General features: G+C 64.3%; 11 protein-coding genes. 8 read left to right on the forward strand and 3 right to left on the reverse strand.

Annotated features, from left to right (window positions below):
• The first annotated feature begins 46 nt into the window (after positions 1-46).
• Both FSY59_RS04820 and FSY59_RS04825 read left to right on the forward strand, forming a co-directional pair.
• Entirely contained in the window at positions 47-1,123 is a 1,077-nt protein-coding gene (locus tag FSY59_RS04820) for a hypothetical protein (RefSeq protein WP_148728593.1), read from the forward strand.
• A 101-nt stretch (positions 1,124-1,224) separates the two neighbouring features.
• Positions 1,225-1,950: an HAD family phosphatase gene (locus FSY59_RS04825; RefSeq protein ID WP_148728594.1), complete on the forward strand. Its 726-nt coding sequence runs from the start codon at positions 1,225-1,227 to the stop codon at positions 1,948-1,950.
• A 3-nt stretch (positions 1,951-1,953) separates the two neighbouring features.
• Here the strand turns inward: FSY59_RS04825 and FSY59_RS04830 are convergent, their stop codons facing one another.
• Positions 1,954-2,649, reverse strand: a complete 696-nt coding sequence (locus FSY59_RS04830) for a DUF4336 domain-containing protein (protein ID WP_003059071.1) — start codon at positions 2,647-2,649, stop codon at positions 1,954-1,956.
• A gap of 16 nt (positions 2,650-2,665) precedes the next feature.
• Positions 2,666-3,742, reverse strand: a complete 1,077-nt coding sequence (locus tag FSY59_RS04835; RefSeq protein ID WP_043005398.1) for an AraC family transcriptional regulator — start codon at positions 3,740-3,742, stop codon at positions 2,666-2,668.
• A 135-nt stretch (positions 3,743-3,877) separates the two neighbouring features.
• On the opposite strand from FSY59_RS04835, the gene FSY59_RS04840 reads away from it, so the two are divergent.
• Complete coding sequence (locus FSY59_RS04840; protein ID WP_148728595.1) at positions 3,878-5,611, forward strand: AMP-binding protein; 1,734 nt, start codon at positions 3,878-3,880, stop codon at positions 5,609-5,611.
• 104 nt (positions 5,612-5,715) lie between these two features.
• Here the strand turns inward: FSY59_RS04840 and FSY59_RS04845 are convergent, their stop codons facing one another.
• Positions 5,716-7,446 carry a Na+/H+ antiporter gene (locus tag FSY59_RS04845; protein ID WP_003059066.1) on the reverse strand — a complete coding sequence of 577 codons (1,731 nt, stop codon included), beginning with the start codon at positions 7,444-7,446 and terminating at the stop codon, positions 5,716-5,718.
• A 224-nt stretch (positions 7,447-7,670) separates the two neighbouring features.
• On the opposite strand from FSY59_RS04845, the gene FSY59_RS04850 reads away from it, so the two are divergent.
• The 5 genes from FSY59_RS04850 to FSY59_RS04870 are packed head-to-tail and all read left to right on the forward strand — an operon-like array spanning position 7,671 to position 13,919.
• Positions 7,671-9,278: a carboxyl transferase domain-containing protein gene (locus FSY59_RS04850; RefSeq protein ID WP_148728596.1), complete on the forward strand. Its 1,608-nt coding sequence runs from the start codon at positions 7,671-7,673 to the stop codon at positions 9,276-9,278.
• A gap of 18 nt (positions 9,279-9,296) precedes the next feature.
• Positions 9,297-10,232 carry a S9 family peptidase gene (locus tag FSY59_RS04855; RefSeq protein WP_003059064.1) on the forward strand — a complete coding sequence of 312 codons (936 nt, stop codon included), beginning with the start codon at positions 9,297-9,299 and terminating at the stop codon, positions 10,230-10,232.
• On the forward strand, positions 10,229-11,011 hold the full coding sequence (locus tag FSY59_RS04860; protein ID WP_148728597.1) for an enoyl-CoA hydratase/isomerase family protein: 783 nt from the start codon (positions 10,229-10,231) through the stop codon (positions 11,009-11,011). The genes FSY59_RS04855 and FSY59_RS04860 overlap by 4 nt, the downstream gene beginning before the upstream one ends.
• A 60-nt stretch (positions 11,012-11,071) precedes the next feature.
• Complete coding sequence (locus tag FSY59_RS04865) at positions 11,072-11,824, forward strand: DUF4126 domain-containing protein (protein WP_148728598.1); 753 nt, start codon at positions 11,072-11,074, stop codon at positions 11,822-11,824.
• Positions 11,825-11,882: 58 nt separating this feature from the next.
• Positions 11,883-13,919, forward strand: coding sequence for an acetyl/propionyl/methylcrotonyl-CoA carboxylase subunit alpha (locus FSY59_RS04870; RefSeq protein WP_148728599.1), 2,037 nt, complete (start codon positions 11,883-11,885; stop codon positions 13,917-13,919).
• The last annotated feature ends 127 nt before the right edge of the window (positions 13,920-14,046 follow it).

A 14,046-nucleotide genomic window follows, 5' to 3' on the forward strand; every position in this document is an offset into this window, starting at 1 on the left:
GGGATATGGACATTTTCAACCAACATCAGGACTGAGGAGCAAGCCCGTGCCATCTCTCACGCAAATCACCCGTAGAACCGCAGCCCTGCTGCTGATTTCCACCCTGGCTGCCTGTGGCGGCGGCGACGGAGGCAGCGGCGCAGGCTCAGGAGGCGGCTCCGAAGGCGGCGGCAATACGGGAGGCGGGGACAACGGCGGCGGCAACAATGGTGGAGGTACCGGCGGCGGCACCGGCAATCAGGCCGTCACGGGGACCTACAAGATGGGCGGCCAGACGGCCACCAGCCATGCGCAGATGCTGGATGCCGCCAACAGCATGGGTGCCGACGGCTATGCGCTGTTCAGCTCCCTGGCGGGCTCGATCAGCCCAACCAGTACGGAGATCGGCGACTTCTATCTCACGGATACCGCGCATGCAGGCCGCAAGTTCAGCTATGTCAATCCTGCAGCGCAGCCATCGCGCACCGCCTTTCTGGCCCAGCTGAATCAACAGGGCAGCAGCGGCTATATGTACAAGTCCGATGCCGTGTTCAGCGATGTCAGCGACATCCGCAGCGTCTATGTCAAGGACAACAGCCGCAGCGACCAGTTCAGCTACCGGACGGTGACGCCCGTGGCCACGACTGCCGAAGCCTTTGCCACGGAGCTCAACGGCCAGGGCGCCGAAGGCTATCGCTATCTGGGTCCCCAGATCGTCAACAACGAGCTGTTCAGCCTGTATGCCAAGCGCAATGACAGCGTCACCTATACCTATCAGGTCGACAAGGTCGGCAGCGCATCCTCGGCTGCCGATGCTGCAGAAATGAGAACGCGCCTGGCACAGAAGGGTGCGGACGGCTGGTTCATCCGCGGCACGCAGGGGCTGGGCGGCGACCCGATGAACTTGAACTATGTGGATGTCTTCGAGAAAAGCTCGGCGCAGAATGGCGCCATCGAATATCTGGTCGAGGCCTCGGCAAGCAGTGATTCGCTCACGACCCAGCTGAACAATATGAATGCCAATGCGGCCAACGGCTTCTTCTATTTCAGCGGCATCATGACTGCCGACGGCAAGACCAGTACCATCTACGTCAAGAACAGCGCATGGATGATCAATCCACTGGCCGGAGTGACCTTCCCCTGAACCCGAAAAGGGCGTGAGCGCATAATCACGCCCTCCGTTTCTTGATACTAGGCGCCGTTGGGCGCCTTTTTCGCATCTTCCGATGCGCTGGTAATGTTCCCATGACTGCTTTTGACGCTGTGCTTTTCGACTGTGACGGTGTGCTGGTGGACAGCGAATCCATCACCAATCGCGTGCTGTGCACCATGCTCAACGAATCCGGCTGGGCGATCAGCCAGGAACAGTGCACGCGTGACTTCATCGGCAAAACGGTACGCAGCCAGGCGGCCGTGATCGAGGCCCATACCGGCAAGCCGCTGACCGATGCCTGGATGGCAGAGTTCTACGAGCGCCGCAATGCCGCGCTGAGTGCCGAGCTGGTAGCCATCGACGGCGCACTGGAAGCGGTCAGGCAGATTCATGCACTGTGCGATGGACGCATTGCCTGCGCCTCCGGTGCGGACCGTGCCAAGGTGGAGATGCAGCTCACCAAGGCGGGCATGGCGCCTTATTTCGAAGGCCATGTCTACAGCGGTCATGAAATGCCGCGCAGCAAGCCCTTCCCCGATGTGTATCTGGCTGCGGCCGAGGCGCTGAAGGCCGATCCTGCCAGGTGCCTGGTGATCGAGGACACCATGACCGGGGTTCAGGCCGGCGTGGCAGCAGGTGCCACCGTCTGGGGCTATTTCCCGGCCGACCAGGGCCATGCCACGGCAGAGCAACTGCTCGAGGCTGGCGCCGCGTGCGTGTTCGGCGACATGGGCGATCTGCCCGCCATGTTCGACGCCGTGCGCAGGAGTGCCGCCAGCGCCTTGGCCGGCGATGTCGACGAGCACGACCTGCGCTAAAACTCAGTCCCAGATCGACAGCGCCTCGCGCAGCTGCTTCATGGGCTGATCGTCGATCACGCTGTTGTGCAGCAGTATCACGCGCTGCACGGGCCAGCTTTCGACCTGCTTCACCCAGCTGCGCACGGCAGCCCTGTCCCTGACCAGCAGGCGCACGGTGCGCGGCACGGTCAGGCGCTCATGCCCGCCCGTCAGGCCCAGATACATGCGTACCGGCAGGCTTAGCGGTCCCTGCCAGCATTGCAGCACGTCGGTGGCTATGAGGCTGCCGCTGGCCGGGTGGAACCACAGCGTCTCGTCGAGCATGGGAAGGCCGTCCAGCCGCAGGCATTGCAGCTGGCCCGCCCAGGGCGCCTCGGAGTCTGGCGGCAAGGGCTCCAGCAGCGGCAGATCGGGGCGCTTGCGCAGCACGCCCTGGGTGCCATAGATCCGGGCCTGGGGATAAAGCCTGGCCAGCTTGCCCACGAACAGATGGTGCATGGCGCTGGGGGCCACAATGGCTTGCAGCGGCCCCAGGGCATCGAGCGCCGCTTTCTGCCCGTCCGTCAACGGTACGGCAGAGTGCGAGAACAAGCTGCCGTCGGCCAGCCGGATCACGGTCATGCGGGTGCTGACCTTCATTCCTGCATTGCTGAAGTGATAGCTGAGAGCCCAGACTCCGTCAGCGATTGCCTGCCAGGTTTCTGTGGATTTGTGCACGGCGAACTCCTTTGCGTCAGACGGCACGCTGGCCGGCGGTCTTGCGAAACTCCGAAGGGGACAGCCCTGTCCAGAGGCGAAAGGCTCGGATAAAGCTCTTGTCGTTGAGAAAGCCGCAGGCCTGGGCCACACGCTTGATGGGGCGGCTGGTGCGCAGCAGCAGCGCAATCGCGCGCTCGCGCCGGATATCGTCCTTGAGCGCCTGCAGCGAAACACCTTCTTCCTTGAGCTGGCGGTGCAGGCTGCGCTGCGACAGATGCAGCTGGCGCGACAGGGTCTCGGCCGTCTGCTGCTCCTCCCCGCTGGCGGCCAGCAGATGGCGCACGCGCTGTACCAGCGTCTTCTCGCGCTGATAGGGACGCACCTGGATCGGCAGGGCGCGCTGCAGCATGCGGTTGAGGGCTGCCTCATCGCGCGCCAGCGGTGCCTGCAGCCAGCGCGCTTCGAACTGCAGGCTGGCAACTGGCGCCCCAAAGGCAATGCTGCCCGGCGCGAACAGCACCTTGTAGACATCGGCATGCGCGGGCTCGGCAAACGGGAAGCTGGCATGCAGCAGGCTGATCGGTTCGTTGATCAGCCAGCTGGCAAAGCCGTGGATATTGCGCAGCACCGATACCATGCAGAACTCGCGCATGCTTCCCAGCGGGCGGCTTTCATGCAAGGTGAGCGTGGCAATGCCGGCCTGCTCGCCGAGCTGCAGTTGCAGGTCCTGCGCAATCAGGCCGTGATGGCGGCACCAGCGAGCCAGCGCCAGGCCCAGATGGGGGGCGCTGATGCTGGCACGGGCCAGCATGCCGTAGCTGCCCCAGGGCAGACGGCGCTCGAACCAGCCCAGGGCCTCGTCGTCGAGTTCGCGCATGGCCGCGTCGGAAAGCGCCTCCATCTGCAAGGCCGTGATGCGCTCTTCGGCATCATTGATCAGCTCTGGCGGGATTTGTGCCTTTTCCAGCGCGCCAAGCGCTGACATCTGCCTTGCTTCATAAGCACGGACAATCGCTTGGACAAACGCCATGGGGGTAATTGCCGGGTGCGATTTGAGCACAGAGCTGGCATGGTGTGGCAGTGGAGTCTTGACCAGGGAAGGGGTGAGCATTTGGCAATTATTGCAACCTTGCTGACCTCTTCTGAACAGGGCTTGCCCTTATTCTGAGATGCAGAAAACGGTGCTGAATGGACGCTGTGCAGCCAGTTTGCGGTTGGCTGCCGGCACGCAAGGAGACACAAGACCATGCCATCGCAAGTGAACCCGCTGACCGTCAGCTATGCCAAGGGGCGCACGGATGTGCCGCTGATCGAGCAGACGATAGGCGATTTTTTTGCCGCAATGGCAGGGCGCCAGGGCGCGCGTGACGCGCTGGTCAGCCGTCATCAGGGTCTGCGCTACAGCTATGCCCAACTGCATCAGGCCGCGCGCCAGCTGGCCAGCGCGTTGCTGTCTCGAGGGCTGGTCAAGGGGGACCGGGTAGGTATCTGGAGCCATAACAATGCCGAGTGGGTGCTGATGCAGCTGGCTACGGCTCAGGTGGGACTGGTGCTGGTCAATATCAACCCGGCCTATCGCACCTCTGAAGTCGAATACGCGCTCAACAAGGTGGGCTGCAAGGCGCTGGTGTCCATGCCGCGCTTCAAGACCAGCGACTATCTGGGCATGCTGCGCGAGCTGGCGCCCGAGCTGGCGAGCTGCGCACCAGGCCAGCTGCAATCCAGACGCCTGCCTGCCTTGCGCACGGTGGTGTGGATTGATGCGGCCGGCCCAGGTGCAGCGGATCTGGACGTCGAACAGCCCGGCATGCTGCGTTTTTCGCAGCTGATGGCGCAGGGCACCAGTGCGGATGAGCGCATTGATGCCATTGCGGCCACGCTCAGCAATCTCGATCCCATCAACATCCAGTTCACCAGTGGCACCACGGGCTTTCCCAAGGGCGCGACGCTGACGCACCGCAACATTCTCAATAACGGCTTTTTCATTGGCGAATGCATGCGCCTCACACCCGAGGACCGGCTTTGCATTCCCGTGCCCCTGTATCACTGCTTCGGCATGGTGCTGGGCAATCTGGCCTGCTTCACCCACGGCTCGACCATCGTCTATCCGAATGACGGCTTCGATCCCATCACCGTGCTGGAGGCGGTGCAGGCCGAGAAATGCACGGGCCTGCATGGCGTGCCCACCATGTTCATTGCCGAGCTCGACCACCCGCGCTTTGCCAAGTTCGATCTCTCCACGTTGCGCACCGGCATCATGGCCGGCTCGCCCTGTCCCATCGAGGTGATGAAGCGCGTGGTGCGCGACATGCATCTGAGCGAGATCACCATCGCCTACGGCATGACGGAAACCAGTCCCGTGAGCTGCCAGAGCGATGCCGATACGCCGCTGGAAAAGCGCGTGGCCACCGTGGGCAAGGTGCAGCCGCATCTGGAGGTGAAGATCGTGGACCCGTCCACGGGCGAGATCATGGCGCCCGGCCAGTCGGGAGAGCTGTGCACGCGCGGCTATTCCGTCATGCACGGCTACTGGGACGACGAGGCCAGAACCCGCGAGGCCATCGATGCCGAGCAGTGGATGCACACCGGCGATCTGGCGACCATGGACGCCGAAGGCTATGTGAATATCGTCGGCCGCATCAAGGACATGGTGATCCGTGGCGGCGAGAACATCTACCCACGTGAGATCGAGGAATTCCTCTATCGCCACCCCAAGGTGCAGGACGTGCAGGTGGTGGGCGTGCCCGATGTGCGCTATGGCGAGGAACTGTGTGCCTGGGTCATCGTCAAGCCCGGCCTGGAACTCGGCGAAGACGAGGTGCGCGACTTCTGCAAGGGACAGATCGCGCACTACAAGGTGCCGCGCTATATCCGCTTTGTGCAGGCCTTCCCGATGACGGTGACGGGCAAGATACAGAAGTTCAGGATTCGCGACGAGATGATCGAGTTGCTGGATCTGCGCCTGATCAAGACCGCCTGAAAATGGACTACCCCCTGTGCCGCTTCGCGACTTCCCTGCGCCGGGTGCCCCCCAAGGGGGACGACGCCCTTGCTGCGAGGCGGCTCTTGCTGGGCGTCTGTGACTTAGTGGTTGGCGTGCGTGCTGGTCATGGGCAGACCGGCAGCGCGGCGGGCGACCACGAGGCGCTTGCGCATGGCGATTTCCTGCATGTCCAGCTCGCTGACCAGGCTGCGCAGCGACTCGTCGTTGATGCGGTGGGCCTGTCTTTCGGCGTAGTAAAAGTCCCGTTCGGCATGAATGCACTCGATGCGGGTCTCGATCTCCATCACATAGCGCAGCTTGCGCTGGCGCACGACTTCGGGGGCCTCGCGCAGCAGCTCTATGCTCTGCGCGGCGCCGCTGCCGTCGTCGAGCAACTGGATGCGGTTGCGGTACTCCTGGGTCAGGTGACCGTTGACCTCCTGGCGCATCGCCACCCACTCGGGGTCGCGGCGCTGCATTTCTTCCTCGCTCAGCGTCAGCTTGGCCATGGCCGCCATGCAGGCCTGTTCGCGGGCCAGGCGCTCCTCGCGCACGGTGGGCGACTCTTCGTGCGGGGGCAGATGGCGCAGCACGATGGGCAGGCCCACGGCACCGATCACCAGCGTGAACAAAATCGTGCCCGTGGCGAGAAAGACCAGCATGTCGCGGCCCGGAAAGGGCTGGCCGTTGTTCAGCAGCATGGGCACGGACAGCGCACCGGCCAGTGTGACCGCACCGCGAATGCCGGCCAGCGTGGTGGCCAGATTCAGCAGTGGCGAGGGGCGCTCGGACATCTTGCCCTGCCGGTGGGCGCGCAGCAGCGAGCCATGCACACCCAGGACCAGCCAGATCCAGCGCATCAGCAGCAGCGCAAACGAAATGGCAGCCACATAGCCGACCAGAATCCACCAGTCATGGCCTGCCTGATGCAGCGGCACGCCGATGATGGATGGCAGCTGCAGGCCCAGCAGCAGGAAGATGGCGCCGTTGAAGGCGGCTTCCACCATGCTCCAGGTGCCTTCGGTCTGCAGGCGTTCGCTGATGTAGCTGCTGCGCTCCAGATCGGCGAAATTGGTGGCGATGCCGGCGGCCACGGCAGCCAGAATGCCGGAGACACCGATCTTCTCGCCCACGATATAGGCGGCAAAAGGCAGCAGCACCAGCAGCAACACCATCTGCGTGGCTGCGACATCGCCCAGACGGCGCGTGATGGTGCCGCGCGCATGGCTGAAGCCCCAGCCTATCAGCGCACCCACACCCAGGCCGCCGACGGCCATCCAGGTGAACTCCTTGGCCACTTCGCCCCAGGAGAACATGCCGGTCAGCGTGGCGGCAATCGCAAATTTCAGCGCCACCAGGCCCGATGCGTCGTTGAGCAGCGACTCGCCTTCCAGCACATGCATCGTCTTCTCGGGCATGCCCAGATTGCGCGTGATGGCCGAAACGGCCACGGCATCGGTGGGCGAGATCACGGCGGCCAGGGCGAAGGCCACGGTCAGCGGAATTTCGGGAATCATCCAATGGACGAGATAGCCCAGGCCCAGCACGGTGAACAGCACCAGGCCCAGGGCCAGCAGCAAGATCGGCTTGGCCAGTGCAAAGAATTCACGCTTGGGAATGCGCCAGCCGTCGGCGAACAGCAGCGGCGGAATGAAGAGCAACAGGAACAGCTCGGGGTCGAACGCGATGTGCAGGCCGGCTTGCGGCCAGGCAATCAGCGCACCCAGCGCGATCTGAATCAGAGGCAGGGGAATGGCCCGGACATAGCGGGCCACAATGCCTGTCAGCGCTCCCAGCAGCAAGACAAGCAGAACAGTTTCAACAGCGTGCATGAGGCATTTTCTTCAACTGCCGTGGCAGCGCCGTGTCTGAGCAAGAAAAAAACCAAGTTCTCACATCAGTTATCAAGCGGCAAAGTACGAGCCGTAACTCCTGAAACAGGCGTGTGCCAAGCACGGGACGGCCAGCAAGGACCGCTCCGCAGCGAGGCCATCGTCCCCCTAAGGGGGAAGCGGCGCAGCCGCTCAGGGGGCAATCATTTTTTAAGAGGCAAGCGATGAGCATTCTGGGCACACAACTGAATCCGCGTTCGGCAGATTTCCTGGCCAACGCCGCAGCCATGCAGGCGCTGGTCAATGAGCTGCATGCACGCTGCGATCAGAACGCGCTGGGCGGCAACGAGGCCGCGCGCGCCAAGCATGTGGCGCGCGGCAAGCTCCTGCCGCGCGAGCGCGTGCAGCGGCTGCTGGACCCCGGCACGCCATTCCTGGAGCTGTCGCCGCTGGCCGCGCTCAATATGTACAACAACGATGCACCGGGCGCGGGCGTGATTGTCGGCGTGGGCCGGGTCAGCGGCGTGGACTGCATGATCGTCTGCAACGACGCCACCGTGAAGGGCGGAACCTACTACCCGATGACGGTGAAAAAGCATCTGCGCGCACAGGAAGTGGCGGCACAGAACCGTCTGCCCTGCATCTATCTGGTCGACTCGGGCGGTGCCAACCTGCCCAATCAGGATGAGGTCTTCCCCGATCGCGAGCATTTCGGCCGCATCTTCTACAACCAGGCCAATATGAGCGCCCAGGGCATCGCCCAGATCGCCGTGGTCATGGGTTCGTGCACGGCAGGCGGCGCCTATGTGCCGGCCATGAGCGACGAGTCCATCATCGTCAAGAACCAGGGCACCATCTTCCTGGGCGGCCCTCCCCTGGTCAAGGCCGCCACCGGCGAGGTGGTCAGTGCCGAGGACCTGGGCGGCGGCGATGTGCACACGCGTCTGTCGGGCGTGGCCGACCATCTGGCCGAGAACGATCTGCATGCACTGGCGCTGGCTCGCCAGGCGGTGGCAAACCTGAACAAGGACAAGCCCATTTCCCAGGCCGATCATGCACCTGCCGCGCCCCTCTTCGAGAGCGAAGAGCTGTATGGCGTGATTCCCGTCGATACGCGCAAGCCCTTCGATGTGCGCGAGATCATTGCCCGCATCGTGGATGGCAGCCAGTTCGACGAGTTCAAGGCCCGCTTCGGCAACACCCTGGTCTGCGGCTTTGCGCGCATCGAGGGCATGCAGGTCGGCATCATCGCCAACAACGGCATCCTGTTTTCCGAGTCGGCCGTCAAGGGCGCACACTTCATCGAGCTGTGCTGCCAGCGCAAGGTGCCGCTGGTGTTCCTGCAGAACATCACGGGCTTTATGGTGGGCCGCAAATACGAAAACGAAGGCATTGCCCGTCACGGCGCCAAGCTGGTCACGGCCGTGGCCACGGCAGCGGTGCCCAAGTTCACCATCATCATCGGCGGCAGCTTTGGCGCGGGCAACTACGGCATGTGCGGCCGCGCCTATTCGCCCCGCTTCCTCTGGATGTGGCCCAACGCGCGCATCAGCGTCATGGGCGGCGAGCAGGCGGCCAGCGTGCTGGCCACCGTCAAGCGCGACGGTATCGAAGCCAAGGGAGCTAGCTGGAGTGCGGAAGAGGAGGAACGCTTCAAGGCGCCCATCCGCCAGCAGTACGAAGACCAGGGTCATCCCTTCTACGCGACGGCACGCCTCTGGGACGACGGCGTCATCGATCCCGCCGACACGCGCCGCGTGCTGGCGCTGGGTCTGGCTGCGGCACGCAATGCGCCGATTGAGGACACCCGCTTTGGTGTCTTCCGCATGTAAGCACACGGAGGCCCGAACATGATGCGCTGCACCGTCGCCGCCCTGATGCAAGCGCTGCTGTCTGCAGCGCTGGCACTGTCCGTGGCGGCGCAGGCCCGGGCCGAGGTGCAGCAGTTCGATGCGCGCATTCCGGTCTGGGTGCCGGAGGCCGGCAGCACGCCCGCGCGCACTGCCGAGCTCGCAGGCCATGTCTATCGTCCCCTGGGTCTCGGACCCTGGGGGCTGATCGTGCTCAGCCACGGCACGCCCAGCGGCAAAGAGGCGCGCGAAGCCATGACCGATCGCTACGGCCCGCAGGCGCGCGCTCTGGCCGAACTGGGCTATGTGGTGGTGACGGGTTTGCGCCGCGGCTATGGCGCATCGGACGGTCCTCTGGCCGACCGCTACGGCAGCTGCGATGATCCCGACTATGGCCATGCAGCCCAGGAGGCTGCGCGCGATGTGGCGGCCATCATGGCTTACGGGCAGAAGTTGCCCTATGTCGACAGCACGCATGTGGTGCTGCTGGGCAAGTCTGCCGGCGGCTTTGCCTCGCTGGCGCTGGCGGCCCAGCAACCCGCAGGTCTGCGCGGCGTCATCAATTTTGCCGGTGGCCGCGGTTCGCAGCAGCAGATGCGTGAGAAGACATCGGTCTGCGGCGAGGCGCAACTGCTCAAGACCGTGGCCGGCTTTGCCGCCACCAGCCAGGTGCCCCAGCTGTGGATCTATGCCGAGAACGATAGCTACTTTCGACCGCCGCTGGTGCGCCAGATGGCGCAAAGCTATCTGGCGGCAGGCCGGAAGCTGACCCTGGTGTTCGTGCCGCCAAGCGGCGCGGAAGGACACCAGTTTTTTGACCGGGCCGCCAATATCGGGCAATGGCTGCCGCAGGTCCGTGAATTCCTGATGCAGCAGCTGCCGGGTACGGCGGCTGCGCAACTGCAAAGCCATAACTCACTGGGAGACAAGCCATGACCGCTTTGACTTTGACCGTGGACGGCGGCATCGCCCGCGTTACGCTGGCTCAGCCCGCCATCCGTAATGCCTTCAGCGATGCGGCGATTGCCGAGATCACCGCCGCATTCCTTCAGGTCGGCGAGCGTGCCGATGTGCGCGCCGTGGTGCTGGCCGCCGAAGGACCCGCATTCTGCGCGGGCGCGGACCTGAACTGGATGCGCCGCATGGCCGATTACTCGCGCGACGAAAACCGCGTCGATGCGGGTCTGCTGGCCGAGATGCTGCGCGTCATCTACGAATGCCCCAAGCCCACGATTGCGCGTGTGCAGGGCGATGTCTATGCGGGCGGCATGGGCCTGGTGGCCTCCTGCGATATGGCGGTGGCGGCCGACACGGCAGGTTTCTGCCTCAGCGAGGTCAAGATCGGCCTGATTCCCGCCACCATCAGCCCCTATGTGATCCGTGCCATGGGTGCCAGGGCCGCGCACCGCTACTTTCTCACGGGCGAGCGCTTTTCGGCGCAGGAGGCGCATCGCATCGGCTATGTGCACGAGGTGGTCGATGCCGACGGGCTGGATGCCGTGGTCGACGGCTGGCTCAAGCATTTGCTGAGTGCCGGCCCCGCAGCGGTGCGGGCCTGCAAGCGCCTGGTGCTGGACATGGCCGAGCGCGAGATCAGCGAGCAGCTGATTGCGGCGACCGTGGAGTCGATTGCCACCATCCGCGCCAGCAGCGAAGGCAAGGAAGGCGTGCAGGCCTTTCTCAACAAGCGCAAACCCAACTGGCTGCCCGGATGAGATGACAGACCTGGCGGCCGGGGCGCTTCAGCCTGCGGGCTCGCATAGGAAATGAACACCATGGATATCTGGCAAACCATCATCGACTGGCTGCACCGCACCGGCCTGCACATCGATCCCGATACGGCCAGGGCCGTGGGCGATGCCGCGAGCCAGGTGGGCGATGTGGCCGCCAGGGCCGGGCAGGCCTTGGGACAGATGGACATGGCGTCCATGCTGGCGCTGGCGGCGGCTCTGGGCTGGGCCAGCGGTTTTCGCCTCTATGCCGTGGTGTTCGCCGTGGGCCTGCTGGGTGCCAGCGGTCTGATGCCGCTGCCTGGTGGTCTGCATGTGCTGCAGCACCCGATGGTTCTGCTCATCAGCGGCGGCCTGCTGTTCGTGGAGTTCTTTGCCGACAAGATTCCCGTGGTGGATTCGGTCTGGGACCTGTTCCAGAGCGTGTTGCGCATTCCGGCCGGTGCGGCGCTGGCAGCCTCGGTCTTCGGCGCCGACAACACCACCATGGCCATGGCCGCCGCGCTGATGGGCGGCACGCTGGCCGCGACCAGCCAGGCCGCCAAGACCACCACGCGTGCCCTCATCAATACCTCGCCCGAACCGTTCTCCAACTTGGGAGCCAGTCTGGCGGAAGACACGGTGTCGCTGGGCGCCATCTGGCTGGCGCTGACCAATCCGCTGGTGTTTGCCGCCGTGCTGCTGGTCGTGGTGATTGCGATGTGGCTGGTGATCTGGGCGCTTTGGCGCTTTCTCAAGGCGATTTTTCGACGCCTGCGCGGCAGTGGTGAGGCGCAGGATCCATTGCAAAAAACATAGCTGCTTGCGTTTGATGGATATGCGCTGAGCGGTGAATTGACCGATAAACGGAGACGATATGTTCAAGAAAATTCTGATTGCCAATCGTGGTGAGATCGCCTGCCGTGTGGCCGCGACCGCCCGCCGCATGGGTGTGAAGACCGTGGCCGTGTACTCGGATGCCGATGCCCAGGCCAAGCATGTGGCGGCCTGCGACGAGGCCGTGCACATCGGCGGCAGCGCGCCCAAGGACAGCTATCTGCGCTGGGAGCGCATTCTGGAGGCTGCCAAGGCCACGGGTGCCGAAGCCATCCACCCCGGCTATGGCTTCCTCTCCGAGAACGAGGACTTTGCCAATGCCTGCGCAGCGGCCGGCCTGGTCTTCATCGGCCCGCCCGCCAGCGCGATCCGCGCCATGGGTCTCAAGGCCGAGTCCAAGCAACTGATGGAAAAGGCCGGCGTGCCGCTGGTGCCCGGCTATCACGGACACGACCAGAACCCCGAGCTGCTGCACCGGGAGGCCGATCGCATCGGCTATCCCGTGCTCATCAAGGCCAGCGCGGGCGGCGGCGGCAAGGGCATGCGTCTGGTGGAAAAGAGCGAGGACTTTGCGGCTTCGCTGGAGTCCTGCAAGCGCGAAGCCATCAACAGCTTCGGCAACGATGCCGTGCTGATCGAGAAGTACGTGCTGCGCCCGCGCCATATCGAGATTCAGGTGTTTGGCGACACGCAGGGCAACTGCGTCTATCTGTTCGAACGCGACTGCTCGGTGCAGCGCCGCCACCAGAAGGTACTGGAGGAAGCGCCGGCGCCGGGCATGACTGCCGCGCTGCGCCAGAAGATGGGCGAGGCCGCCGTGGCCGCCGCCAAGGCCGTGAACTATGTGGGCGCGGGCACGGTGGAGTTCATCGTCGAGCAGCCCGGCGGCTACGACCAGCCCGAAGCCATGAAGTTCTACTTCATGGAAATGAACACCCGGCTGCAGGTGGAGCACCCCGTGACCGAAGCCATCACGGGCGAGGATCTGGTGCGCTGGCAGCTGCTGGTGGCTTCGGGACAGCCTTTGCCCAAGGCACAGTCGGAACTCCGTATCCAGGGCCATGCCATCGAGGCACGCATCTGCGCCGAGAACCCCGAGAACAACTTCCTGCCCGCCACCGGTCATCTGGCCGTCTATCGCAAGCCCGAATGCAGCAGCTTCGAGATCAGCGATGTGCGCGTGGACGACGGCGTACGCGAGGGCGATGCGATCAGCCCCTTCTACGACTCCATGATCGCCAAGCTCATCGTCCATGGCGAGGACCGTGCCCAGGCGCTGGCGCGTCTGGACGCGGCGCTGGCTCAGACCCATATCGTGGGCCTGACGACCAATGTGCAGTTTCTGCGCCAGGTGGTGAAGAGCCAGGCTTTCTCCAATGCCTTGCTCGATACCGCGCTGATCGAGCGCGAGCGCGAGGCCTTGTTCGGCAAGGATTTCGTGGGCCGCGACCTGGCCGTCGCCGCTGCCATGGCCTGGCAGCTGCAGGGCGAGCAGGCCGCGCAAGGCGCAGACCCCTTCAGCCGGCGCGACGGCTGGCGCATGTCGGGCCGCTATGTGCGTGCGTTCGGCTTTGCCTACCGCGGCGAGGACTTCACGGCCGGCCTGGCCTACGGTCGCGGCATGCAGGCGGCGCAGACCTATCAGCTCGGCATTGGCGAGGGCGAAGGCCGCAGCGATGCCGCGCTGCAGTGGCGCGCACTGGCCGACGGGCGGCTGGAGCTGGGCCTGGACGGCAAGCGCACGGTGGTCGTGGTCCATGCCCAGGGCGACCAGCTGTCCATCTTCACCGAAGCGGGCAGCACCCAGATCACCGTGGTCGACCAGCTGGCCCACGCCGGCGATACCGGCCATGAAGGCGGCCGCCTGACGGCGCCCATGCCCGGCAAGGTGGTGTCTTTCACGGTCAAGGCCGGCGACAAGGTCAGCAAGGGCCAGCCGCTGGCTGTGATGGAGGCCATGAAGATGGAGCACACGATTGCCGCCCCCGGCGATGGCGTGGTGCTGGAGCTGCTGTATGTGCCCGGCGACCAGGTCAGCGAAGGCGCGGAGCTGCTGCGCATCGAGGTGGCCGCCTGATCCGCCCAGGGTTGAACTGTTTAACAAAAAGAGCGGCTTGCGCTGGACTATCCATGAATTCAGTCACTTTCAATGGTGAAATCAAGACATGTAAAGCGCAAGAAGCTTCTTTTTTGATAGCGGTCCA

This window comes from Comamonas sp. Z3 (assembly GCF_008121565.1).
In the GTDB taxonomy this organism is placed as follows: domain Bacteria; phylum Pseudomonadota; class Gammaproteobacteria; order Burkholderiales; family Burkholderiaceae_C; genus Comamonas; species Comamonas brasiliensis.

What these genes read in the sequence shown, in the direction of transcription:
- FSY59_RS04860 (WP_148728597.1), top strand. Translation starts at nt 10,229, where the DNA reads ATGACCGCTTTGACTTTGACCGTGGACGGCGGCATCGCCCGCGTTACG.
- FSY59_RS04855 (WP_003059064.1), top strand. Translation starts at nt 9,297, where the DNA reads ATGATGCGCTGCACCGTCGCCGCCCTGATGCAAGCGCTGCTGTCTGCA.
- FSY59_RS04865 (WP_148728598.1), top strand. Translation starts at nt 11,072, where the DNA reads ATGGATATCTGGCAAACCATCATCGACTGGCTGCACCGCACCGGCCTG.
- FSY59_RS04845 (WP_003059066.1), bottom strand. Translation starts at nt 7,446, where the DNA reads ATGCACGCTGTTGAAACTGTTCTGCTTGTCTTGCTGCTGGGAGCGCTG.
- FSY59_RS04850 (WP_148728596.1), top strand. Translation starts at nt 7,671, where the DNA reads ATGAGCATTCTGGGCACACAACTGAATCCGCGTTCGGCAGATTTCCTG.
- FSY59_RS04840 (WP_148728595.1), top strand. Translation starts at nt 3,878, where the DNA reads ATGCCATCGCAAGTGAACCCGCTGACCGTCAGCTATGCCAAGGGGCGC.
- FSY59_RS04835 (WP_043005398.1), bottom strand. Translation starts at nt 3,742, where the DNA reads ATGCTCACCCCTTCCCTGGTCAAGACTCCACTGCCACACCATGCCAGC.
- FSY59_RS04825 (WP_148728594.1), top strand. Translation starts at nt 1,225, where the DNA reads ATGACTGCTTTTGACGCTGTGCTTTTCGACTGTGACGGTGTGCTGGTG.
- FSY59_RS04870 (WP_148728599.1), top strand. Translation starts at nt 11,883, where the DNA reads ATGTTCAAGAAAATTCTGATTGCCAATCGTGGTGAGATCGCCTGCCGT.